The sequence below is a fragment of the Pseudomonas sp. PDM28 genome (genome assembly GCF_019219115.1).
In the GTDB taxonomy this organism is placed as follows: Bacteria; Pseudomonadota; Gammaproteobacteria; order Pseudomonadales; family Pseudomonadaceae; genus Aquipseudomonas; species Aquipseudomonas laurylsulfatiphila.
This window is the reverse complement of sequence record NZ_JAHUWG010000008.1, coordinates 109,344-132,247: the sequence shown is the minus strand read 5'-3', so window position 1 is coordinate 132,247 and position 22,904 is coordinate 109,344. Positions and strand designations below refer to the sequence as shown.

The window sequence follows — 22,904 nt, the reverse complement described above, 5'->3', positions numbered from 1 at the left end:
GCGCCCCAAACAGGCGCCCGTTTTTTTGCATGAGAGCTTTGCAGTCCTACTTCGTTACACCGTTGAGCAGTACCCCATAGGACTGCAGAAACTCCACCGTCCCGTGAAAGATCAGGCCCACGCCCATCGCCGAAACGAAGAAGCCGACGATGCGGGTCGCGGCATCGATGCCTTGCGGGCCAATCTTTTTGAGGATGTTGTTGGCGTAGGCCAACGAGAGGTAAGTGACCAGCATGGTGGCGCAGATCGCCAGCGCCACGACGGCAAAGGACAGTACAGCGCGGTCGGAGTCCTTGATGGTGCTGGTCAGGCCGATCACCGTGGCAATGGCCCCGGGACCGAACATGATCGGCATGGCCATGGGGATGAAAGATACGTCCTCGTCGCCTTTGCCCCCGCTTGGAATCAGGCTGCTGTCGGGGGAGGGCGCAAAAAGCTCGAACCCGATCCGCATCAGGATCACCCCGCCGACCACCCGAATCATACTCAGCGGAACTTCAAACAAACGCAGCAGCAGGTTGCCGAAGATCAAAAAGAAGAACATCAACAGCAATGCGTAAAGACAGGCTTTGCGTGCAACGCGGCGCTGTTCGGAAGAGTCTTTGCCCTGCAGCAGACCCAGGAATACCGGGATGGCTTCCAGTGGGTTGATGATTGCCAGCAGGGTAGTGAACATACCGAAGAACAGGGTGAGGTATGAGTTCATTGCTGATCTGCCCAAACGGGTGGTTGACCCAGTTACCTTAGCTGATCAGGAGCAAATCACCTCAAACCACTGCCGCACTGTTCGGAACCTGTGTACCCAAACCGCTGACCTCCGGCAGCAACGCCGAAGGTCGATTCGACAGCAGGATCACCTGCTCGCGGACACCCAGTCCGCCGCGCGTTCGGCGATCATGATTGAAGCGGCGTTGGTGTTGCCGCCCACCAGCGTCGGCATGATCGAGGCATCCACCACCCGCAGCCCCTCGATGCCATGCACGCGCAATTGGCTGTCCACCACCGCATGTTCGTCGTTGCCCATCTTGCAGGTACCGACCGGGTGATAAATGGTGTCGGTACGCTGGCGCAACAGTTCGATCAGCTGTTCATCGCCATACAAGCCCTCGCTGAACATATCCTTCAAGCCATAACGCGCCATCGGCGCTTGTTGAATGATGTTCCGGGTCATGCGGTAGCCCGTGAGCAGGGTCTCGACATCGTCGTCATGCCCGAGAATGTTCGGGTCGATGCGCGGTGGGGCGCTCGGGTCGTTTGATTGCAGGCCGACGCTGCCGGTGCTCTTGGGCCGTAACACGCAGACGTGGCAACTGAAGCCGTGACCCCAGTGCAGCTTGCGGTTGTGGTCGTCGATCATCGCGATCACCGAATGCAGCTGGATATCCGGGCGTGCAAGTTTGGCATCGGTTTTCAGGAAGCCGCCACCTTCGGCGAAGTTGCTCACAAAAGGGCCGCGCCGATGACGGGCATAGTCGATCAAGGCCTTGCCCATCTTCACACTGCCGCGCAGTGAGACACCCATCAATGACGTATCCTGGCTCCTGTAGCTGAGCACGACATCCGGATGGTCCTGAAGGTTTTGCCCGACACCGGGCAGTTCGTGCTGCACCGTGATGCCTTGGGGTTTGAGTTCCTCTTGCGGGCCAATCCCCGAGAGCATCAGCAATTGTGGGCTGCCGAAACAACCGGCACTGAGCAGGATTTCCCGGCGTGCTTTTATGGTCTGGCGATTGCCCTTGAGGCGCAGCTCGACACCGACGGCTTTTTTGCCTTCGAGCACAATGCGTTCGGCCGCAGCCGACGTCAGCACCGTGAGGTTCTTGCGCAGGTGTCGAACCGGTTTGAGGAACGCGGTGGCCGTGCTCCAGCGCCGACCGTCGCGGATCGTCACATCGAACTGGCCGACGCCTTCCTGGTCGACACCATTGAAATCGGGATTGTGGCGGTGTCCGGCCATCTGCCCCGCTTCGATGAACGCTTGCGTGACGGGATGCATCGGGTTCCTGCCGACATAGAGTTCGCCTTGCGCCCCGTGATAGTCGCATGCGCCGCGGTGGCTCATCTCACTCTTGCGAAAGTACGGCAGTACATCGGCGAACGACCAGCCGGGGTTGCCCAGCGCCTGCCAATCGTCGAAGTCACTGTGGTGGCCACGGATGTACACCATGCCGTTGATCGAGCTGCTTCCGCCCAGGACCTTGCCGCGTGGCTGGTAGCCGCGACGCCCGTTCAAGCCGGGTTGCGGTACTGTGTGAAATGCCCAGTTGACGTGTCGACTCGGCAGGATCGCCGCGACGCCCACCGGGGCATGGATCAATGGCGAGCGGTCTTCCGGACCGGCTTCCAGCAGACATACCGTGATATCGGGATTTGCACTCAAGCGGTTGGCCAGGACACAGCCGGCTGAACCGGCACCAATGATTACGTAGTCGAATTCCATCACACAATGATCCCGAGCGAGCGAACAGGGGCTGCTTCACCAGGAAGCAACAAAGGTACCTGGGACCGATTGTTGGCTGAAGGCGGTAGAAAATTATTGACCTCTCATGCCAATTATTTGATCTTTGACGACATGACTACATTGATCCGAACAAGCTCGTTTACCGGGTTCCGTGAGGTGGCAAGCCAGCTCGGCGGGCAAGCTGACCTCATGCTTGAGCGCTTCCGCATCCATCCGGACGTGCTGATGGACGAGGAAGCACGGGTGCCGTTGCGTTCGCTGGTCGGGCTGCTGGAGTTTGCCGCACGAGAGCTGGACTGCCCTGACTTTGGCTTGCGCATGGCCGAGTACCAGGACTTGCACGTCTTGGGGCCGATTGCGGTCATCGCTCGAACGTGCGCAACGGCAGGGGAGGCGCTGGAGCAAATCATCCGTTTCATCGGCTACCACAGCCCGGGCATCCAGCTTGATCTGGACCTCAGCGAGAACCACGCGCCGCGCCTGTTGATCGACATCCGCCTGACTGGGCCGACCCCGCGACGGCAAATGGTGGAGCTGGCAATGGGGGTGGCGCATAACGGTATGAAGCTGCTGTATGGCGACAACTTCGTTGCCCAGGCCGTTCTGTTTTCCGCCAATCACTCAGTGGCTCAAGCACGGTACCGGCGCTATTTCAAAACTGCGGTGTGCACCGGTCAATCCTGCAACGCCTTGGTACTTCGTGACGAACAACTCAATCAGCGGATCGAACAGCAAGCCCCTTACCTGCATCGCGCACTGGAACAGTATTTCCAGCAGTTCGACTTGCAAGCGACGTCGGATGTTGTCAGCCAGGTCGAGCGCCTGGTCTTGCGCATGATGCCGATACAGCGTTGCCGTTTGCCATTGATTGCCGAGCAACTGGGCATGCACGTGCGTATGTTGCAGCGAAGGCTGGCCGAGCAGGGGCGAAGCTTCGATGAAATCGTCGAGAACCTGCGGCGTGACCGTGCCGACCACTATCTGGCGGAGCGGCACATGCCGATGTCCCAGGTTGCCGGTCTGCTCGGCTATAGCGAACAGAGCGTGTTCAATCGCGCTTGCCAGCGCTGGTTTTCCATGTCGCCGGGAGCCAGGCGTCGTCAGTTGTTCGAATGAAAGGTTATCGATCTTCGCGCGGGACCTGATGGCTGGCGACATCGAGACCGTCGCCGAAATGGCCGCTATTGCGAATCACAGCCTTTAGCCAGCGCCGCAGCCGCAAGACTTTGGGAGACATCTCATTGCCATTGAGACACAGCAGGCGGTAGGCCGACACTCGCTCAAGCTTCTCCTTGAAAGGCAGGACCAATTGGCCATTCTTCAGGTGCTTTTCGATTAGCCCCAGCGGAGCCATCATCAATCCGTGACCGTCAATGGCCGCCTGCAGGCCATCACTCAGACTTTCAAAAAGCAGCTCACGCTGTGGCGGGACGTCCATGCGTCCGGCGGCTTGATTCCAAAGTGTCCAGACCCCAGGTGCCTGGGCTAGCGTAATGCGAGGGATACTCTCGATACGCTCCCCGGCAACGAGTCTTGCCGCTATTTGCGGTGCACAGACAGGCGCACCGGAGACATCCGCCAGTTTTTCGGAAAATACGTTGAATCGGGTTTGCGTGGTGTGGCGAATGGCGATGTCCAGCTCGCGGGCTTCCAGATCGGCCACCCTGGATGAAAACTCCATATGCACGGTGATGTCCGGATTCTCACGTTCGAACTGCGCCATGCCCGCACTCAGATAGGTCGCCGCGAAACTGGGCGCCACGCTGATGCGTAAAGGGCTGGTGTCACTGGCTTGTTTGACGGCCTGAAGCCCGATAGAAATCTCGGCCAGCCCCCGGCTGACGTGAAGCTGCAGCTTGCGGCCGCTTTCGGTCAGTTCGATTTGCCGATTGCGTCGAACAAAAAGCGCCACACCCAATACGCCTTCCAGCCTTCGAACCTGGTGACTGATTGCCGAAGGCGTCAGGTGCAGGAACGTCGCGGCCTCTTGAAAGGAGCCCAGCCGCGCAGCGGCTTCAAAAGCATTGAGCGCGGGCAGCTGTCGCACACTTTCCGCAGGGATGAGGATCTTCTTTTCACGTGACATTTTGTCATCCAAGTAAAACCAATGTCGTTTGTCGAGCTCACGACCCCGCTCGTACTGTGGTTCACGAGTCGATGACCCCTAAGGCGCACCAACGTGCCTCGGAACACGCGATGACCAATACCACGAGCGGGGTAAATACATGAATTCATTTCTGTCGCAAAGGCCTTTGGAAGTACCCGTCGGTTCCTTCGCCGGGCTATTTCTGGAGCGAATCCAACACTACGCAGACAACCCGGCGCTGATCGACGGGCTGAGCGGTGAACAACTGACATACGCCGAACTGTCCCGGCATGTGCGCGTGCTTGCCGCCAACCTGATAGAGCACGGTCTGGAGCCTGGCGAGGTCATCGCCATCATCGCGCCGAACAGCATTTGGTTCCCGGTGGCTCTGTACGGTATAGCCTTCGCCGGCGGCGTGTACTCCACACTCAATCCCATGTCCTCACCAGAGGACGTGCGAGAACTCCTCAAGCTGGTGGGGGCCACGCGTGTGATCGTCACCCCGCAAGTCTTCGAAAGGCTGCGCGACACCTTGATCACGTTGCCGTTGAAAGAGATTTTCGTGCTGGGTGAGTCCGCGGGCCTCACGCCGTTTGCCTCGTTGCTGGTGGGCAAGCCTCTGGCCGAAGAGCGCTGCCGTGATCTGCAAAAAGACCTGTTGGCCCTGATGTTCTCCAGTGGCACCAGCGGCTTCCCCAAGGCGGTGATGCTCAGCAATCGCAACTACGTTGCGGCGACCGAGCAGGTGACCGCCGCCCAGGTTTTCCGCAAGTCCGACACCATCCTGGCGGCGCTGCCGTTCTTCCATATCTATGGACAAACCAGCTTCATAGGCTCGGCGCTTTCTCAGGGCGCGCGCTTGATCGTGCTGCCCGCGCTCGACCTGGAAGTGACTTTGCGCGTGATTCAAGACTACAAAATCACTGTCGCTCCAGTCGTTGCTCCGGTTGTCTTGCAGTTTGCCAAGCATCCTTTGGTCGATCACTTCGACCTGTCGAGCCTGCGCCTGGCCATCTCCGGTGCCTCGCCCATCAGCGCCGACCTGCTGAAGAGCGCCGCCGATCGGCTGAAAGTACCGGTGCTCAACGGCTGGGGCCTTACCGAATCCACCACCACCGGCGCTGTTTCCGAGCCAGGCATGCCGAAAGAGGCCGAAGGTTCGGTCGGCCGGGTGATGCATGGCATCGAGGTGCGGGTCGTGGAAATCGGCGGCAACCAGGACGTGGCGCCAGGTGCGGATGGCGAGCTGCTGATACGCGGTCCCAACGTGATGCTCGGCTACTTCAATAATCCGGCGGCAACCGCCGAAACGATCGATGCGCAGGGCTGGCTGCGAACCGGAGATGTAGGCCGGATCGATGAGCATGGCAATCTGCGAATCATCGACCGCGCCAAAGAGTTCATCAAGTTCAAAGGCTTCCAGATCAGCCCGGTCGAACTCGAAAGTGTGTTGTTGATGCACCCTGCGGTGGCCGATGCCGGCGTCGTGCCCAGCCCTGACACCGAATCCGGTGAGGTGCCCAAAGCCTTCGTTGTGCTGCGCTCACCTGTGACAGAAGCCGAACTGATCGACTTCGTCGCGCAGCGTGTAACCCCCTACAAGAAACTGCGCGACATCGAGTTCATCGACGCCATTCCGAAGAACCCGGCAGGGAAAATCCTGCGGCGGATCCTGGTACTGCGCGAGCGCGAAAAACGCGAAACCCATGCCGCGTCCGGCGACCGCCTTGAGGATCGGGTCGTAGTCACACGCCACGGCAATGTGCTGTCGATCTGCCTGGACCGTCCGCGCAAGATGAATGCCTTCGACCGCGACATGTTCATCGGCCTGGCCAAGGCCATGGCGATCTACGAAGACGATCCAGGCCTGCGTTGTGCGGTGTTGCATGCCAATGGCCTGGTCTTCACTTCGGGCATGGACATCGTCAGTTCTGCGCCTCTCGCCGCGCGGGGAGAGTTGCGTATCGGCGATCCATCGTTGGTGGATATGCTCGAAATCGACCCGACCGTTCGCCGTCGGAGCAAGCCGGTGGTACTCGCTGTTCATGGCAAGTGCATGAACCTGGGGGTGGAGTTGGCGGCAGCGGCGGACATTGTTATCGCCGCGCAGGATGTCACGTTCATTCAACGCGAGGTGGCAGTCGGGTTGTTCCCGTTCGGGGGGGCCACCGTGTTCTTGCCGGCAAAAATCGGTCTCGGTAACGCGCTTCGCTACATCCTGACGGCGGAGGAGTTCGATGCTCAGTCCGCTTGCCGGATGGGGCTGGTGCAAGAAGTCGTATCGCAGAGCCAGCTGATGACGCGCGCTTTCGAATTCGCACGGCTGATTGCGCAGAACTCACCGTCCGGTGTTAAAGCAGCGCTTGCGTCGGTGCGCCTGGCCCGTGAAAAAGGCCCCGAGGCGGCGCTTGCAACACTGCTCAGTGAAGTCGCCCGGTTGACCGGCGCAGAAGACTTCAAGGAAGGCGCTGCAGCCTTCCTGGAAAAACGAGCGCCGAACTTCAAGGACGCGTGAGCGCCACACCTGAGGCATTGAATCCTTTGCAATAGGAGGGGGGCGGCTGCGCGACACGCGTAGCCAACCCCATTTGCCGCTTTTCAATCACTACACAAGGACCTCGGCATGAGTGCCCTGAATATTGCCCAGCCCATCGCTCCCCCCGCCATGCAATCCTGCTTCGAGCACCAACGCGCTGCCTACCTCGCCACGCCCGAGCGCAGCCATGCCCAGCGCGTGGAAGACCTCAAGAAGTTGGCGCGGATGCTGAAAGACAACCGCCAGGCACTGATCGAAGCGATCAACCAGGACTACGGCAACCGCTCCACCTTCGAGACGCTGTTCGCCGAGTTTTTCGTCGTGCTGGGAGATATCAAGTCCACCATCAAGCACCTGAAGAAGTGGATGAAACCGCAGAAACGCCACATCGATCTGATTGTCTACCCCACCTCCAGCAACCGCGTCATTCCCCAACCGCTGGGCGTGGTCGGCGTGATCGTACCCTGGAATTTTCCGCTGCTGCTGTCGTTCGGGCCACTCACCGCCATCTTCGCCGCCGGCAACCGGGCGATGGTCAAGATGTCGGAAAACTCGAACAACCTGACGCGTCTTCTGATGTCCATCACACCGAAATACTTCCCGCCGCAACAGCTTCAGTTCTTCGAAGACAGCGGCGCCAATGGCTCGGTGGGCCCGGCTTTTTCCTCGATCCGCTTCGATCATCTGTTCTTCACGGGTTCGGGTCAGACCGGCCGCGCCGTGATGGCGAACGCTGCGCGCAACCTGACCCCGGTGACACTGGAGTTGGGCGGAAAATCACCCGCCGTGGTCGCGCCGGATTTCCCGATGACCCTGGCCGTCGATCGCATCATGTGGAGCAAGGCCTTCAACGCGGGCCAGATCTGCACCAACGTCGACTACGTCTTCATTCCCGCCGGCTCCGAGGCCGACTTCGAGCGCGAAGCCCAGCGGGTAATAGCCGAGCGATACCCCGACATCAATCATGCCGATTACACGTCCATGATCGACCAGCGCGCCTATGACCGCATGCAGGCCACGCTGGATGACTCTGTGGCCAAGGGCGCGCGCGTGGTCAATCTTTTCCCCGGCCAGGCGCCGGACAAGACCCTGCGCAAATTCCCGCTGACCCTGGTATTCGACGTCAGCGACGACATGGTCATCATGCAGCGCGAGATCTTCGGCCCGCTGCTGCCGGTCAAGACCTACACCAGCCGCGAAGAAGTGGCCGGTTATATCAACAAGCACGACAGACCACTGGCGCTGTATCCCTTCACCAGGGACCGCGCCCTGCAGGACTACTACGTGACCCACATCATGTCGGGCGGCGTGTGCATCAACACCGCGCTGCTGCACGTGTCTCAGCACGACATGCCCTTCGGCGGCGTCGGCGCCAGCGGTATGGGCCATTACCACGGTTACGAAGGCTTTCAGACCTTTTCCAAAATGCGCCCCGTCTATCGTCAGGGCTTCTTCGCCGCCACCAGGATGATGCTGCCGCCCTACGACAAGGGACCGCTCAAGCCCAACAAGCTGATCGAACTGATCATCAAGTTGAAGGGCTGAAGCCCTGTGTACCTGACTGTTGCATAACGTCTTCAATGGAGTTTTCCATGCCCCTCTATGAATGCCAGACCGTCAAGGGAACGCTCAGCGAGCGTCAACGCCAATCGCTGGCCGAGTCCATCACTTCCATTCACACCCAGGAGACGGGCGCGCCGGCCAGCTACGTGCACGTGCTGTTCAAGGAGCTTGAAGCGGGAAGCGCATTCACCGCCGGCCAAGTCGCGACCCCCGCGATAATTCGCGGCCAGATCCGTGCAGGACGATCACAGGCGACGCGCCACGCCATCCTGCGCGCAATCACCGACGTTTACATGGCCGTCACCGGGGCCGATGCGAATGCAGTGGTCGTGGCAGTGGTCGACATTCCCGCTTCATGGGCCATGGAAGGCGGTCATATTTTTCCGGAGCCGGAACTGCCCCCTGAAGGTGCATGACACGCTTCTCTGCGACGAAAACATTTGCGCATTTTCGCGATGGTCAGGCAGGCATCCGCTGGTGTAGCAGCTATTTCCCAGTCGCCGCCTGTTGCTGCACATTTCGATCATTAAGTTGTCAGTTACGGTCATTGAGCGACGGCGTCGCGGCTCTTAGTCTGTCGAACATGACTGACGGGGGCCGTAGAGCTCCTGCACTTTCCGTGATCGATCGATGTGGAGTTACCGATGACCGCCGCTCAATACCCGCACCTGTTGGCTCCGCTGGACCTGGGTTTCACCACGCTGCGCAATCGCACCCTGATGGGTTCGATGCACACGGGCCTTGAGGAGAAACCGGGTGGTTTCGAACGCATGGCGGCGTACTTTGCCGAACGTGCCCGTGGCGGTGTCGGCCTGATGGTCACCGGCGGTATCGGCCCCAACGACGAAGGTGGCGTGTATTCCGGTGCGGCCAAGCTGACGACCGAAGAAGAAGCGCTCAAGCACCGCATCGTCACCCGTGCCGTTCATGACGCGGGCGGCAAGATCTGCATGCAGATCCTCCACGCCGGTCGTTATGCCTACAGCCCGAAACAGGTTGCACCCAGCGCCATTCAAGCGCCGATCAACCCGTTCAAACCCAAGGAACTGGACGAGGAAGGCATCGAGAAGCAGATCAGCGATTTCGTCACCTGCTCGGTACTGGCGCAAACCGCCGAGTACGACGGTGTGGAAATCATGGGCTCCGAAGGTTATTTCATTAACCAGTTCCTCGCCGCCCACACCAACCACCGTACCGACCGTTGGGGTGGCAGCTATGAAAACCGCATGCGCCTGCCGGTGGAAATCGTTCGCCGCGTGCGTGAAGCGGTCGGCCCGAACTTCATCATCATTTTCCGTCTGTCGATGCTCGACCTGGTCGAAGGCGGCAGTACCTGGGAAGAGATCGTTCAACTGGCCAAGGCCATCGAGCAGGCCGGCGCGACCATCATCAACACCGGTATCGGCTGGCACGAAGCGCGGATTCCGACCATCGCCACCAAAGTGCCGCGTGCGGCGTTCAGCAAGGTCACGGCCAAGCTGCGGGGTTCGGTGAATATTCCGCTGATCACCACCAATCGCATCAACACGCCGGAAGTCGCCGAGCAGATCCTCGCCGAGGGCGATGCCGACATGGTGTCCATGGCGCGGCCATTCCTTGCCGACCCGGATTTCGTCAACAAGGCCGCTGAAGGTCGCGCCGATGAGATCAACACCTGCATCGGCTGCAACCAGGCCTGCCTCGATCACACCTTTGGCGGCAAGCTGACCAGTTGCCTTGTGAACCCGCGTGCCTGCCACGAAACCGAACTCAATTACCTGCCCGTGCAGCAACTGAAGAAAATCGCCGTGGTCGGTGCCGGCCCTGCCGGTTTGTCCGCCGCGACCGTGGCGGCCGAGCGTGGCCATCAGGTGACGCTGTTCGATTCGGCCAGCGAAATCGGCGGTCAGTTCAACATCGCCAAGCGCGTTCCGGGCAAGGAAGAGTTCTTTGAGACCCTTCGCTACTTCAACCGCAAGCTGCAGACCACCAACGTCGAGGTGTGCCTGAACACCCGCGTCGACGTGGCACAGTTGGTCGAAGGCGGCTACGACGAGATCATCCTGGCCACCGGCATTGCGCCGCGCGTGCCGGCGATTCCTGGCGTGGAAAACGCCAAGGTGCTGAGCTACCTGGATGTGATCCTGGAGCGCAAACCGGTCGGCAAGCGTGTCGCGGTGATCGGTGCCGGTGGTATTGGTTTCGACGTGTCCGAGTTCCTCGTTCATGAAGGTGTCGCTACCAGCCAGGATCGCGCCGCGTTCTGGAAGGAGTGGGGCATCGATACGCACCTTGAAGCACGCGGTGGTGTTGCCGGTATCAAGGCCGCACCTCATGCGCCGGCCCGCGAGGTGTTCCTGCTGCAACGCAAGAAGTCCAAGGTTGGCGACGGCCTGGGCAAGACCACCGGCTGGATCCATCGCACGGGTCTGAAGAACAAGCAGGTGCAGATGCTCAACAGCGTTGAATACCTGAAGATCGACGACGAAGGCCTGCATATCCGCATCGGCGAAACCGGCGAGCCGCAGGTACTGCCAGTCGACAACATCGTGATTTGCGCCGGGCAGGACCCGCTGCGCGAGTTGCATGAAAGCCTGGTGGCGGCGGGGCAGAGCGTGCACCTGATCGGTGGCGCGGACGTCGCGGCAGAGCTGGATGCCAAGCGGGCGATCAATCAGGGTTCGCGGTTGGCGGCGCAGTTGTAATCCACGTAATCAGGCTGCTCCCAAACCTTGTGGCAAGCCCCCTCACCACAAGTCAGCTGATAACATGCCGGCTCTTCACCCAGAGCCGGCATTGATGCTTCTCCCTCCCGACACCTGGCTACCCCAGGCCCCCCTCGAACCGCTCCACCTCGACTGGCTCACAGATGCCGGCATCGAAGTCGCCATCCTGCGTCTGGACCAGATCGACCCGCTGATCAGCGGCAACAAATGGTTCAAGCTCATCGAGCACCTGAAGGCCGCCGACCGCGCGGGGGCCGAAGGCATCATCAGTCTCGGTGGCGCGCATTCCAATCACCTCCACGCCCTGGCGGCGGCGGGCAGGCGTTTCGGCTTTGCCACTGTCGGCCTGTTGCGCGGGCATCCTCAGGAAACGCCGACCGTGAGGGATTTGCAGGCATTTGGCATGCAGTTGCACTGGCTGGGTTACGGCGGCTATCGGGCGCGACACGAGGCCGGTTTTTGGCAGCCATGGCAAACGCAGTATCCGACATTGCATCCGGTGCCTGAAGGTGGAGGCGGATTACCCGGCGCACGAGGGTGCATGCAGTTGCGGGCGCAGGTTTGTGCGCAACTGACTGGGTTAGGCTGGAACGACTACGACGGCTGGTGGCTGGCCTGCGGAACCGGCACGACGCTGGCAGGCCTGGTACTCGCCGAAGCGGGGGATCACCCGGTGTACGGTGCCCTGGCGGTGCCTGACGATCATGGGGTGGCGCAGCTGGTCGAGCGGATCGTGCAGGAGGCGGGGGTGGTTGATGCGGCGTATGAGCTGTTTGAGGCCAGTCGCGGCGGCTTCGCGAAGGTCGATCCGCTGCTGCTTGAGTTCATCGAAAAGACCGGGCAGGCCAGCAGCATTCCCCTCGAGCCGCTGTACACCGGTAAGGCGCTCATGGCCCTCGAGCAACAAGTCACTGCGGGCAAGTTCGCTCCAGGCACGCGGCTGATCTTCGTCCACTCCGGCGGCTTGCAGGGGCGACGAGGGTTTGATTCACAAGCCTGAAACGCACCGCAAATCAATGTGGGAGCGAGCTTGCTCGCGATGAGGGCATTGCATTCGGCACATTTGTCGACTGACACACCGCCATCGCGAGCAAGCTCGCTCCCACATCTCGGGTTGCCGTCAAGTTCAGCTATCGCGGGTTTCGCCTTTGGGCATCATCCGCAGCAAGGTGTTATCGCCCACCACATAGTGGTGATACAGCGCGGCCACGGCATGCAGGCCGATCAGCCAATAGCCGATAGTGCCGCCGAGCTCGTGCCAGTCCTGGAGTTGTTTGGCCAGGTCCTTGTTTTCCGCGATCGGCATCGGCAGGTCGAAACCGTAGAACATCACCTGGTTGCCTTTGGCGCTGGTGACCAGCCAGCCGAGAATCGGCGTGACGATCATGAAAATGTACAGCGCCCAGTGCATCAGCCTGGCCAGCGTCGTTTGCCACTGCGGCGAGGCGGGGAAGACCTGCGGCGCCGGGCCAAGACTGCGTGCGAACAATCGCAGCCAGACCAGGACGAATACGGTCAGGCCGAGCATGAAGTGTGATTCGACGATCAGCGTGCGCCCGCCACTGCCCTTGGGAAAGAGCCCGCGAAACTCGATACAGGCGTAAACCAACGCCAGCAGGACCAGCATCAACCAATGCAGCGTGATCGATACGGTGCTGTAGCGCGAGGCAGAGTTTTTCCACGGCATTCAGTGTTCCTCAGAGGTCCGGTTTAAAGCCACCGCTCTTGTTCGACGGTGTGCCTTAACTGTAATCCTGTTTCACCGGGTTTGCCTGAGGTGATTGATCGCTGGATGCTCTGGATCAGGTAATTGACGGCAAAAACGCATCGGCCCCTGTAGGAGCTGCCGCAGGCTGCGATCTTTTGATCTTCAGGTCCCCAATGACGCCGAAAATCAAAAGATCGCAGCCTGCGGCAGCTCCTACAAGGGCGGTGCGGTTTTTAGCTCGATTGCGGCATTTCGCCGTTGGCCAGGCGCTTGTTGATGTCGGCGATCACTTGCGGCAGATCGGTGATGGTGTCGATCATGTAGTGCGGGCGCGAATCTTCGAACATTGCATGGATGCGCTTGCGCTCGCTGTCCAGTTGGTCGCTGCCCAACGCGCGATAACCTTCGTAATCCAGGCCCAGGGCGTTGCCCGAGCAGATCAGCGCCACGGTCCACATGCCGGCGCGGCGACCTTCGAGAATGCCCGGCACGGTGTCGTCGATCTTCACGCACGCGGCGACATCGTCGATGCCCAGGGCGATGACGTTGGCCAGCGCCTGGGCCGGCCATGGACGGCCATTCGGGACTTCGTCGGTGGCCACCACGTGATCGGCCACATAGCCGTTGGTGGCAGCCAGTTCGACCACCTTGTCCATGACCTGTTTCGGATAACCGGAGCAGGAGCCGATCTTGATCCCTTGCTCGCGCAGGTTGGCGATGGTCTCCAGAGCGCCCGGAATCAGCGCCGAGTGTTCGGCGATTTTTTCGATCTGCAGCGGCATGAAACGCTGGTAAATCGCAGTGACGTCGTCGTCGGTCGGCGTGCGGCCGAAGACTTTGCGATAACGCTCGGCAACTTCCGGCAGATCGCACAGGGTGCGGATGTGGTCCCACTTGCCCATGCCCATCGGGCCACGGGCTTCTTCGATGGACACCTGGACGTCGAACTCGGCGAACGCCTCGACGAAAATCTGCGTCGGGGCGAAGGAGCCGAAGTCGACCACGGTGCCGGCCCAGTCGAGGATGGCGGCCTGGAGTTTGCTAGGGTTGGAGTAGTTCATGGTGTTTGGATTCCTGTGAGAACGAGCTATTCGGTAGTTCGCGTTACCTGTGGGAGCGGGCTTGCCCGCGATGGGGCCCTGTCAGTCGACATCGAATGTCAGACCGCAATCGCGGGCAAGCCCGCTCCCACAGGGGGAATGCGGTGTGGGTTAGATCTCCAGCACTTCCATCTCGCGCAACACCTCGCCAATCGCCGCCACGGCTTCGCGCATCTCGGCCGGTTGCACATGTCCGATGCAGCCGACGCGGAAGGTTTCGACCTGGGTCAGTTTGCCGGGGTAGAGGATGTAACCCTTGGCCTTGACCCGCTCGTAGAATTCCTTGAACTGGTAGCGCGGATCTTTCGGGGCGTGGAAGGTGGCGATGATGGGCGCCTGAATGGCCGCCGGCAGGAAGCTGCGCAACCCCAGGTTGCCCATCTCCTCCATGAGTGCCTGGCAGTTGGCGGCGTAGCGTTCGTGCCGGGCCGGCAAGCCGCCTTCTTCGTTGTATTGCAGCAGGGCTTCGTGCAGCGCCGCAACCACGTGGGTCGGCGGGGTGAAGCGCCACTGGCCGGTCTTGGCCATGTAGGCGTGCTGGTCCTGCAAGTCCATCGCCAGCGAATGCGAGTTGCCGGCGGCGCTGGCCAGGGATTCTTTGCGAGCGAAGACAAAACCCATGCCTGGCACGCCTTCCAGGCATTTGCCCGAGGCGGCGATCAGGGCGTCGAACGGCACTTGTTGCGCGTCCACCGGCAAGGCACCGAAGGAACTCATGGCGTCGATGATCAGGCGCTTGCCGTGTCCCGCGACGACCTGGGCGATCTCCGGCAGCGGATTTAGGATGCCAGTGCTGGTTTCGCAGTGAATCAGGGCGACGTGGGTGATGCCGTCGTCGGCGCGCAGCAGGCGGTCGACGTCGGCAGCGGTGGTCGGTTCGTCTTCGGCGGTTTCGAAGGTGCTGAAGGAACGGCCCAGCACTTCGCAGATTTTCGCCAGGCGTTTGCCGTAGGCGCCGTTGATCAGTACCAGAACCTTGCCATCGCGAGGCACCAGGGTGCCGATCGCGGCCTCGACGGCGAAGGTGCCACTGCCTTGCAAGGGCACGCAGTGGTGGGTGGCGGCGCCATTGACGATCGCCAGCAATTGCTCGCAGAGACTGGCGGTCAGTTGATTGAAGCGGTCATCCCATGAACCCCAGTCGATCATCATCGCCTGGCGGGTGCGGGCCGAAGTGGTCAACGGGCCGGGGGTGAGCAGGATGGGTTCGGCAGCACTCATGTTCGTGTCCTCGCATTCGATGGGATGAAGCTACGGGGCTTAAATTGCAATTTGCCGAGCTATCAATCAAATTGTTTATTGTTATGCTAGCCATCAGTGAGGGTTATTCATGAACCTGTTTCAGCTCCGCGCCTTCGATGCCGTGGCCCGGGAAGGCAGTTTTACCCGGGCGGCGGCGCGGCTGTTCATCAGCCAGCCGGCGGTCACCGGGCATATCAAGGCGCTGGAAGAGCACTACCAGATCACCCTGCTGCGCCGCACCGCCCGGCGCGTGGAACTGACGGAGGAGGGCACCAAGCTGGCGGCGATCACCCGGGCGATGTTCGGCCTGGCCGAAGAGGCGCAGGTGATGCTCGAAGCCAACCGGCAATTGCTGACCGGGCGCCTGGAGGTGGCGGCGGACGGTCCGCACATGGTCATGCCGATGCTTGCCAGCCTGCGCGCGCGCTATCCGGGGATCACGGTGAACCTGCGCCTGGGCAACGCCCAGGAAACCCTGGCGGCGCTGCTGTCTGAACATGCCGACGTGGCGGTGCTGACCGAAGTCGAGCCGCGCAAGGGCTTGCATCTACAGGCACTGAACGAATCACGGATTTGTGCGCTGGTGCCCGACGGGCACCCTTGGGCGCAGAAGACCCAAGGCGTACAGCTCAAGGAGCTGGATCAGGTGATCATGGTGCTGCGTGAACCGAGTTCGATTACCCGGCGCACCTTCGATGAGGCTTGCGCCCAGGCCAGGGTCAATCCGCGGGTGCTGCTGGAACTGGACAGCCGCGAAGCGGTGACCGAGGCGGTGGCCGCCGAACTGGGGGTGGGGGTGGTGTCGTCGGTGGAAGTCAGCCACGACCCGCGAGTGGCGGCGGTGCCGATCATTGGTGAGGGATTGGTGAACCGGCACATGATCGGGTGCATGGAACGGCGCCGGGATTTGCGGTTGATTCAGGCTTTTTTGGGGTTGGCGCCCACTCCGTAGGCAGGTCCGCCGCCATCGCTGGCAAGCCAGCTCCCACAGGGATTTATGCCAGTTCGCCGATTTTGTGTACGACTCAATACCTGTGGGAGCTGGCTTGCCAGCGATGGCGGCGGACCTGCCTACACAAGACTCTCGCGAACCATCTCAAGAAACGTCGCCACGATTCGCCGCGAACTCTGCTCGCGCAAGCACACCAGCGTTTCAGTCAGGCGGCGTTTGCAATCGGTAATCGGCAAGGCGCACACCCGGGAGTCGGCGCCGAACTCGGCCGCCGACACCACGCCGATGCCAATCCCGACCACCACCGCTTCACGAGCGGCTTCCCGGCCTTCAACCTGGATCGCCGGACGAATGCGGAGCCCGGCGCCGGCCATTTCCTCCTCCAGGGTCTGGCGCGTCACCGAACCGATTTCTCGCAGCACCAGCGGTGTGTCATCGAGGTCGGCGAGGGTGATGGATTCACGGTCGGCCCACGGATGATTGCGCGATACGAACGCCACCATCGGGTCATTGCGCAGGGGCAGGGAGATCAGGCGTTCGTCACTGACGTCACGGCCCAGCAACGCCAGGTCGGCCTGATAGTTGAACAGTCGGAACAGCGACTCATCGGTGTTGCCGGTTTCGATCTTCACACTGATCCCCGGGTAGCGTTCGCAGAATCGGGCAATCTGCGGCAGCACGTGCACCGGCGCATCCACCGCCAGAATCAGGCTGCCGGTCTGCAGGGCCTGGGAATCCTGCAGCAGTTCCTGGGCTTCGGCTTCAATCACAAAAAGCCGCTGGGTGACGCTCAGCAGGCGCTCGCCCAGATCGGTCAGGCGTACCGAACGCTTGTTGCGGTGAAACAGCAAAACGCCGTAGCGCTCTTCAAGTTTGCGCACTTGGTCGGAAATCGCCGGCTGCGTCAGAAATAGCCGCTCGGCGGCTTTGGTAAAGCTTCCATGTACCGCAACGGCATGGAACGCTTTGAGTTGGGCGTGGGAAACCGACATCGATATCTCCAGTAACAAGCAAAGCTTATTTTGGAAATACGATAAATCGATTTCACTTATTAAACAGTAATTGTTTTTATCACTCTCAGCCCCGTTGACCGGTCAGTCGAACCGCAGCGGGTGCCATGAGCCTGGGCGTGCAAAACAGGACTCATCTGACCGGTATCCGCCGTAGGGACAGGGCGATATCGCAGTGCTCAACAATAAAAAAACAGGCGTTTGCTTCCAATTCTGCCGGCACACTCAAACCCTGAGGTCAGAACCACAATGAACAAGCACATCGGCACCATCAAGCGTTGGCGCGTGCAGATCTTCGCGATCACCTGGCTCGCCTACGCCGCTTTCTACTTCACCCGCAAAGCCTTCTCGGTGGCCAAACTCGGCATCGCCGAAGACCCGACCTTCATGCTCGACAAAATGGCGATGGCCAACCTCGATGCCATCTACCTGACGGCCTACGCCGTCGGCCAGTTCACCTGGGGCATCCTGGCCGACCGCTTCGGGCCGCGGGTGGTGGTGCTCGGCGGCTTGCTGATTTCCGCTGGCGCGGCGCTGGTGATGGGCAATTTCGCAACGTTACCGATTTTTGCGACCTGCATGCTGATACAAGGCCTGGCGCAGTCCACCGGCTGGTCGGGATTGTGCAAGAACCTGGGCAGTTTTTTTCCTTCCGAACAGCGTGGTCGGGTATTGGGCTTGTGGAGTTCCTGCTACGCCTTTGGCGGGCTCGTGGCCTCGCCGTTTGCCGGCTGGTGGGCGTATACGCTCATCGGCACCTGGCATGCGGCGTTCATTTCCAGTGCGGCGGTGGTTGGGCTGGTCGCCGTGCTGTTTTTTATTTTCCAGCGCAACAAACCTGAAGACGTCGGCTTGCCGGCTGTGGAGCCGGAGCCCGAACTGACCGCTGAAGAAGCCCTTGCCCAAAGCAAAATCAGTATCTGGGTGCCACTCAAGGAAATCCTGCGCAACCGCACGGTACTGGTGCTGGGGCTGGCGTACTTCATGCTGAAACCGGCGCGCTACGCGATCCTGCTGTGGGGACCGGTGATCGTCTTCGAACAGATGCCTTCGGTGGGCAAGGTCGGTGCGGCGATCATTCCGACTTCGTTCGAACTGGCCGGGTTGCTCGGGCCGATCATGATCGGCCTGGCCTCGGACAAACTGTTCGGCGCCCGGCGCATGCCGGCTTGCGTACTCAGTCTGTTGGCACTCACCGTGACCCTGGCATTGTTCATGGGCGCCCTGCATACCGGCAGTGTGGTCCTGGTGGTGGCGCTCTTGTTCGTGATGGGCCTGACCCTCTACGGGCCGGACTCGATGATCAGCGGCGCGGCGGCGATCGATTTCGGCACGGCCAAGGCCGGTGCGACGGCGGCCGGGTTCGTCAACGGTTGCGGTTCCGTCGGGGCGGTGCTCGGCGGACTGCTGCCGGGTTACTTCGACTCGGTCACCGTGTTCATTGTTTTCGCCGGCTGCGCGATGTTCTCGGCGCTGGTGCTGATCCCGCACTGGAACAGCCGCCCCGGCGGCCTGAAAACCAAGCATCCCTGCGCGCCCGATCGGGCGATGAACATCAAACCCCTGCGTACCTGAATCCTGGTCCTCGTCGCCGATGTGTACATCATCGGCGGCGGTTACACCGGGTTGCGGACATCGATCATGCTCAAGGACGGTGGAGCAACCAGTCGAACAGCAGGCGGGTATCGCCCCGGGGCTCACGGGGCGGTGGGTTCAGAGGTTGTGGCCGAGGGCCCAACGCCGTACAGAGCACCGGGCGATCCGGGTCACTGTCGAGGAAAATCACCTGTACTTCACTGCCGGCCACGGGCAAGCGGGACGGATCGATCCAGTCCTCGGCCGTGGTCAGCGCCAAGGGCAGCCACAGACCACTGGACAACGACTCTGTGGCTGAATCTGTGGCAGGCCAGAGGATCACTCGAATCCGGCCATCCTCGTCCACAGTCGGCGGCTGTCCGACCGGGCCGCACACCTGGCCGGGCTGATACCCGGGAATGCTCGGCCTGGGTTGTTTAAGCGCGGGCCTGAACACCGTGGACCAGGGGATGGCGCTGAATTGATTGCGGTAACCCAAGGCCATGCCTGCTGACTCGTCGAGCAAAATCGATGGTTGGCCCCCCTGATGGCTTGTTTCGGTCACCAACCATTGATCATTGAAATTCGCCAAAGGATGGCCGGCCACCTGCACGATCCGGCCGCTGCGTAATGCTCCCAGGTTGCTTTGACCGTGTATTTGCAGGTGCCGGCACCGCAGGCGTTCCAGTTGTCGCCGGCTGAGCTGGTCGCGATGCTGCTGTTCGTGAGTGGTGAACGAGTGATTGGCTGCGCCGTCGCTGATATCCGCTGCACCAGGATTCCTCGCACCTGGGCGCACAGGGGGGAGCGAGGCATCATGGCGCTGGTACAATTCACTGATCACAGGTTGGTGATGATCGTCGAGTGCGTCGCTGCGCAGCGGCATGAGCAGCGGCTCCTGGGGGAAACTCAGGCTGTCATCGGCCAATACCAGCACATGGCCGTGGCGTCGATGCTCGAAGTGGTAGTGGATGCCTTCTTCCTCGCACAGTCGTTGCAACAACGCCAGGTCGGTTTCTTCGTACTGAATGCAAAACGGGCGCAGGGGATAGTGCCCGGTTGCCAGTTCAAAGCGATAACTGCTGGCGGGCAGCCCATGTTCCTCGAGCAACTGGCGCAAGATCATGGGCACGCTGGCGCGCTGGAAAACCCGTCGGCGGCGTTGCTGCTCCAGCGCCTGGAGACGGGACACCAGCACCAGTTTGTAAGCGACCCGGTGTGCGCTTCGATGTTCACACCCGGCGCTGTGCAGCACGCCATGCAGGCCCTGGTCGTGGCCGAATTCGAGGAACGCCGGCTGGTGCAGCAATTGTTCAAGGTTCAAGGCCGGTGCCAGACCGATAACCTCGATGTCGAATCGATAGGGCTGGTTGAGTGCTTCGTGACCGCTGAACCGGACGACCTGGAAACTCAGGTCGTCATCGAGAAGCGTCAGGGTGGTGGGACTTTCCTTGTCGTTGTGCATCGAACACGCTGCCGCCGTTGAATAGGGTGCAAAGCGTACGAAACCCCGGCGCATTGCGGACAGGCCAAAGCGGCATTTCAGAATCCCCCTACAACCGCTGGTGAAGATGTCGATGCCAGTCGGGATTTTTTGGTCGATTGCCAACTTTAGGCCGTATAAACTTGCGCAAAGCGTCGGCCAATGGTTGTCTCGACGCCACAGATGTCACAGATAAGAGAGTGAGAAATGGGCGCACAGTGGAAGGTTAAACACAAAGAAGCGGCAGCCAATGCCAAGGGCAAGATCTTCGGCAAACTGGTGAAGGAAATCACCATTGCTGCGCGCAACGGCGCTGATGTTGCGACCAACGCGCACTTGCGCCTGGTCGTTGAACAGGCCAAGAAAGCTTCGATGCCCAAGGAAACACTGGATCGCGCCATCAAGAAGGGCGCGGGCCTGTTGGGCGAGACCGTGCAATACCATCGCGTGACCTATGAAGGGTTCGCCCCGCATCAGGTGCCGTTGATCGTCGAGTGCGTAACCGACAACATCAACCGCACCGTTGCCGAAATCCGCGTGGCGTTCCGCAAGGGCCAACTGGGCGCTTCCGGTTCGGTGGCCTGGGACTTCAACCATGTCGGCATGATCGAAGCCTCGCCGGACACCCCGGACGCCGACCCGGAAATGGCCGCCATCGAAGCCGGTGCGCAGGATTTCGAACCGGGTGAAGAGGGTGCAACCCTGTTCCTGACCGAACCGACCGACCTCGACGCGGTACAGAAAGCCCTGCCGGAACAAGGCTTCACCGTGCTGTCGGCCAAACTGGGCTACCAGCCGAAAAACCCGGTCAGCGGCCTGAGCGATGAGCAGATGGCCGAAGTCGAGGCGTTCCTCGAAGGCCTCGATAACCATGATGACGTGCAGGACATGTTTGTCGGGTTGGCTGGTTAAGTCTTTGTGTCAATGACGGTTCTGTTGTCTGTCAGACCGTCATCGTCGGATCGCCGCCCGGAGCAAGCTCGCTCCCACATTAGACCGCGCCCAACCAGGCAACTCGGTCAACTGTGGGAGCGAGCTTGCTCCGGGCGGCGATCCGACGAATGACCGCGCAGCGGTCACAGATTTTTCAGTTGCTCCACGACTTCGCTAAACCCCGGCCGCGCCAGCACTTGCGGCTGGCAGCAACGCCGCTCCAGATCTTCCAGCACCCTACGCCGTTCATCGCTCAACCCCGAGTCGATCCGCGCCAGCAATTCCCCCAGCAACACCCCGAACGCCCGCACCTCGATCCGCTGCAAGGCACGGCTTTCAAGGCTGTCGGAAATCCCGTGGAACGATGCCGCGCCAAAGTCCCCCAGCAAGCAATCACCCTGTTCATTCCACAGGATATTGTGCCCGTAGAGGTCGCCGTGGGTGATGCCATGGCTGTGCAGGTGTTCGGCCACCGAGGCAATGCCCGAGGCAATGCGCAGCGCCACGGCCGCGCTGAAGCGCAAATCGTCGGGGTAGACGTCGCGGCTGCACGACGCCAGGCTCGGCAGTGCGGCGAGGTTGCGGTAACTCGGTGCGATCAGTTGCATCACCAGCCCGGCGGTTTGCTGCGGGTGATCGATAATCCGCCCTTCGACGCGAATCAGGTTCGGGTGCAGGCCGGCGGTGATGCAGGCGTTCATCTCGTGCAGCGGTGAACCATCGCTGGTCATTTCGCCCTTGTAGAGCTTCACCGCAACGGCCATGGACGGCTGGTCAGCCGGTTGCCAGACGGCCTGATGGATCACCCCGGACGCCCCTTCGCCGAGTTTTTTTTCCAGGCGCAATGCCGACCAGCCAATGCGCGGTGTCGCGTCGAGGGCCGTAGCGTCGGCTTCGGTTTCCAGCGGGTTACCGGCGTACGCCAGCCAGGTCAGGCTCGGCAATTCCAGCAACCAATGCGGCAACTCGGTCAACTGGTTGGCGGCGATGCGAATCAGCTCCAGCCGATGGCACTGACGCAACGACTCCGGCAGCGCGTGCAAACGGTTGCCGGCGAGCATGAGCTTTTGCAGGAATGGCCGCTCTCCCAACGCGCTCGGCAGCGTCTCGATGCAGTTGTCGGTCAGGATCAGCCAGCGCAGCAGCGGGGGCAGTGCCGCAGCGGGCACATGGGCGATGCGGTTGGCTTTGAAGCCGATCATCGTCAGTGCGGCGCATTGGCCCAGGCAGGCCGGCAACTCGGTGAAACGGTTATCGGAACAGAACAGCACGCGCAGACGGGTCAGGCGATGCAAGTCTTCCGGCAGGGTGCTCAAGGCATTGCCGCTGAGGTTGAGTACTTCCAGCGAGTCCGCCAGATCGAAAATTTCCCGAGGGAATTCCGTGAGGTCGTCGACCAGATCCAGCCGCGTGATGCCTGACAACTCGCCGGCACGCAATTGAGCAAGGGTATGCATGAACAGATTCGCCATTAGCCAAGGGGAGGACGCGTGGCCCTGGAAAGGGGCGACATGATAGCGGGAAAGATGTGGCGACTGTCAGGCCGCCTT

Annotated in this window: 18 protein-coding genes; 9 read left to right on the top strand and 9 right to left on the bottom strand. The window is 61.0% G+C overall.

Annotation, left to right across the window (positions count from 1 at the left end):
- Positions 1 to 46: 46 nt before the first annotated feature.
- A complete protein-coding gene (locus tag KW841_RS19335; protein ID WP_218479141.1) occupies positions 47 to 706 on the bottom strand; it encodes a MarC family protein in 660 nt (219 codons plus the stop codon).
- A gap of 147 nt (positions 707 to 853) precedes the next feature.
- Positions 854 to 2,440 (bottom strand): GMC family oxidoreductase, encoded by a 1,587-nt coding sequence (locus KW841_RS19330; RefSeq protein ID WP_218479139.1) that lies wholly within the window; start codon positions 2,438 to 2,440, stop codon positions 854 to 856.
- A 132-nt stretch (positions 2,441 to 2,572) separates the two neighbouring features.
- On the opposite strand from KW841_RS19330, the gene KW841_RS19325 reads away from it, so the two are divergent.
- Complete coding sequence (locus tag KW841_RS19325) at positions 2,573 to 3,577, top strand: AraC family transcriptional regulator (protein ID WP_218479137.1); 1,005 nt, start codon at positions 2,573 to 2,575, stop codon at positions 3,575 to 3,577.
- Between the two features lie 4 nt (positions 3,578 to 3,581).
- Here KW841_RS19325 and KW841_RS19320 read toward each other — a convergent pair whose 3' ends face one another.
- The gene (locus KW841_RS19320) at positions 3,582 to 4,547 is read right to left on the bottom strand and encodes a LysR substrate-binding domain-containing protein (RefSeq protein ID WP_218479134.1); all 966 of its coding nucleotides are present in this window, start codon (positions 4,545 to 4,547) and stop codon (positions 3,582 to 3,584) included.
- A gap of 139 nt (positions 4,548 to 4,686) precedes the next feature.
- Here KW841_RS19320 and KW841_RS19315 point away from each other — a divergent pair, with 139 nt between their 5' ends.
- From KW841_RS19315 to KW841_RS19295, 5 genes are all read left to right on the top strand, one after another.
- A complete protein-coding gene (locus tag KW841_RS19315; protein ID WP_218479132.1) occupies positions 4,687 to 7,062 on the top strand; it encodes a crotonase/enoyl-CoA hydratase family protein in 2,376 nt (791 codons plus the stop codon).
- A gap of 108 nt (positions 7,063 to 7,170) precedes the next feature.
- Positions 7,171 to 8,628 (top strand): coniferyl aldehyde dehydrogenase, encoded by a 1,458-nt coding sequence (locus tag KW841_RS19310; RefSeq protein WP_218479130.1) that lies wholly within the window; start codon positions 7,171 to 7,173, stop codon positions 8,626 to 8,628.
- Positions 8,629 to 8,675: 47 nt separating this feature from the next.
- Positions 8,676 to 9,062 (top strand): tautomerase family protein, encoded by a 387-nt coding sequence (locus tag KW841_RS19305; RefSeq protein ID WP_218479129.1) that lies wholly within the window; start codon positions 8,676 to 8,678, stop codon positions 9,060 to 9,062.
- A 228-nt stretch (positions 9,063 to 9,290) separates the two neighbouring features.
- The gene (locus KW841_RS19300) at positions 9,291 to 11,330 is read left to right on the top strand and encodes an FAD-dependent oxidoreductase (protein WP_007976959.1); all 2,040 of its coding nucleotides are present in this window, start codon (positions 9,291 to 9,293) and stop codon (positions 11,328 to 11,330) included.
- Positions 11,331 to 11,424: 94 nt separating this feature from the next.
- A complete protein-coding gene (locus KW841_RS19295; protein WP_218479126.1) occupies positions 11,425 to 12,351 on the top strand; it encodes a 1-aminocyclopropane-1-carboxylate deaminase/D-cysteine desulfhydrase in 927 nt (308 codons plus the stop codon).
- 126 nt (positions 12,352 to 12,477) lie between these two features.
- On the opposite strand, the gene KW841_RS19290 is transcribed toward KW841_RS19295, so the two are convergent.
- From KW841_RS19290 to KW841_RS19280, 3 genes are all read right to left on the bottom strand, one after another.
- A complete protein-coding gene (locus KW841_RS19290) occupies positions 12,478 to 13,038 on the bottom strand; it encodes a cytochrome b (protein WP_104447826.1) in 561 nt (186 codons plus the stop codon).
- A gap of 254 nt (positions 13,039 to 13,292) precedes the next feature.
- Positions 13,293 to 14,120 carry a phosphonoacetaldehyde hydrolase gene (gene phnX, locus KW841_RS19285; RefSeq protein ID WP_007976965.1) on the bottom strand — a complete coding sequence of 276 codons (828 nt, stop codon included), beginning with the start codon at positions 14,118 to 14,120 and terminating at the stop codon, positions 13,293 to 13,295.
- A 150-nt stretch (positions 14,121 to 14,270) separates the two neighbouring features.
- On the bottom strand, positions 14,271 to 15,380 hold the full coding sequence (locus KW841_RS19280; RefSeq protein WP_218479124.1) for a 2-aminoethylphosphonate--pyruvate transaminase: 1,110 nt from the start codon (positions 15,378 to 15,380) through the stop codon (positions 14,271 to 14,273).
- Between the two features lie 109 nt (positions 15,381 to 15,489).
- Here KW841_RS19280 and KW841_RS19275 point away from each other — a divergent pair, with 109 nt between their 5' ends.
- The gene (locus tag KW841_RS19275) at positions 15,490 to 16,353 is read left to right on the top strand and encodes a LysR substrate-binding domain-containing protein (protein ID WP_218479121.1); all 864 of its coding nucleotides are present in this window, start codon (positions 15,490 to 15,492) and stop codon (positions 16,351 to 16,353) included.
- A gap of 119 nt (positions 16,354 to 16,472) precedes the next feature.
- On the opposite strand, the gene KW841_RS19270 is transcribed toward KW841_RS19275, so the two are convergent.
- Complete coding sequence (locus tag KW841_RS19270) at positions 16,473 to 17,345, bottom strand: LysR family transcriptional regulator (RefSeq protein WP_218479119.1); 873 nt, start codon at positions 17,343 to 17,345, stop codon at positions 16,473 to 16,475.
- A gap of 267 nt (positions 17,346 to 17,612) precedes the next feature.
- Between KW841_RS19270 and KW841_RS19265 the strand changes: the two genes are divergently transcribed.
- Positions 17,613 to 18,938: an MFS transporter gene (locus tag KW841_RS19265; RefSeq protein WP_218479117.1), complete on the top strand. Its 1,326-nt coding sequence runs from the start codon at positions 17,613 to 17,615 to the stop codon at positions 18,936 to 18,938.
- Positions 18,939 to 19,008: 70 nt separating this feature from the next.
- Here the strand turns inward: KW841_RS19265 and KW841_RS19260 are convergent, their stop codons facing one another.
- Complete coding sequence (locus KW841_RS19260; protein WP_218479465.1) at positions 19,009 to 20,403, bottom strand: type VI secretion system Vgr family protein; 1,395 nt, start codon at positions 20,401 to 20,403, stop codon at positions 19,009 to 19,011.
- A 225-nt stretch (positions 20,404 to 20,628) separates the two neighbouring features.
- Here KW841_RS19260 and KW841_RS19255 point away from each other — a divergent pair, with 225 nt between their 5' ends.
- Positions 20,629 to 21,333, top strand: a complete 705-nt coding sequence (locus KW841_RS19255) for a YebC/PmpR family DNA-binding transcriptional regulator (protein WP_007976978.1) — start codon at positions 20,629 to 20,631, stop codon at positions 21,331 to 21,333.
- 164 nt (positions 21,334 to 21,497) lie between these two features.
- Here KW841_RS19255 and KW841_RS19250 read toward each other — a convergent pair whose 3' ends face one another.
- Entirely contained in the window at positions 21,498 to 22,811 is a 1,314-nt protein-coding gene (locus KW841_RS19250; protein WP_218479116.1) for a leucine-rich repeat-containing protein kinase family protein, read from the bottom strand.
- Positions 22,812 to 22,904: the final 93 nt, after the last annotated feature.

Bases quoted from the DNA above. Each gene is read 5' to 3' on its own strand.
- KW841_RS19335 (WP_218479141.1), bottom strand. From the start codon at position 706: ATGAACTCATACCTCACCCTGTTCTTCGGTATGTTCACTACCCTGCTG.
- KW841_RS19330 (WP_218479139.1), bottom strand. From the start codon at position 2,440: ATGGAATTCGACTACGTAATCATTGGTGCCGGTTCAGCCGGCTGTGTC.
- KW841_RS19325 (WP_218479137.1), top strand. From the start codon at position 2,573: ATGACTACATTGATCCGAACAAGCTCGTTTACCGGGTTCCGTGAGGTG.
- KW841_RS19320 (WP_218479134.1), bottom strand. From the start codon at position 4,547: ATGTCACGTGAAAAGAAGATCCTCATCCCTGCGGAAAGTGTGCGACAG.
- KW841_RS19315 (WP_218479132.1), top strand. From the start codon at position 4,687: ATGAATTCATTTCTGTCGCAAAGGCCTTTGGAAGTACCCGTCGGTTCC.
- KW841_RS19310 (WP_218479130.1), top strand. From the start codon at position 7,171: ATGAGTGCCCTGAATATTGCCCAGCCCATCGCTCCCCCCGCCATGCAA.
- KW841_RS19305 (WP_218479129.1), top strand. From the start codon at position 8,676: ATGCCCCTCTATGAATGCCAGACCGTCAAGGGAACGCTCAGCGAGCGT.
- KW841_RS19300 (WP_007976959.1), top strand. From the start codon at position 9,291: ATGACCGCCGCTCAATACCCGCACCTGTTGGCTCCGCTGGACCTGGGT.
- KW841_RS19295 (WP_218479126.1), top strand. From the start codon at position 11,425: ATGCTTCTCCCTCCCGACACCTGGCTACCCCAGGCCCCCCTCGAACCG.
- KW841_RS19290 (WP_104447826.1), bottom strand. From the start codon at position 13,038: ATGCCGTGGAAAAACTCTGCCTCGCGCTACAGCACCGTATCGATCACG.
- phnX (WP_007976965.1), bottom strand. From the start codon at position 14,120: ATGAACTACTCCAACCCTAGCAAACTCCAGGCCGCCATCCTCGACTGG.
- KW841_RS19280 (WP_218479124.1), bottom strand. From the start codon at position 15,380: ATGAGTGCTGCCGAACCCATCCTGCTCACCCCCGGCCCGTTGACCACT.
- KW841_RS19275 (WP_218479121.1), top strand. From the start codon at position 15,490: ATGAACCTGTTTCAGCTCCGCGCCTTCGATGCCGTGGCCCGGGAAGGC.
- KW841_RS19270 (WP_218479119.1), bottom strand. From the start codon at position 17,345: ATGTCGGTTTCCCACGCCCAACTCAAAGCGTTCCATGCCGTTGCGGTA.
- KW841_RS19265 (WP_218479117.1), top strand. From the start codon at position 17,613: ATGAACAAGCACATCGGCACCATCAAGCGTTGGCGCGTGCAGATCTTC.
- KW841_RS19260 (WP_218479465.1), bottom strand. From the start codon at position 20,403: ATGCACAACGACAAGGAAAGTCCCACCACCCTGACGCTTCTCGATGAC.
- KW841_RS19255 (WP_007976978.1), top strand. From the start codon at position 20,629: ATGGGCGCACAGTGGAAGGTTAAACACAAAGAAGCGGCAGCCAATGCC.
- KW841_RS19250 (WP_218479116.1), bottom strand. From the start codon at position 22,811: ATGCATACCCTTGCTCAATTGCGTGCCGGCGAGTTGTCAGGCATCACG.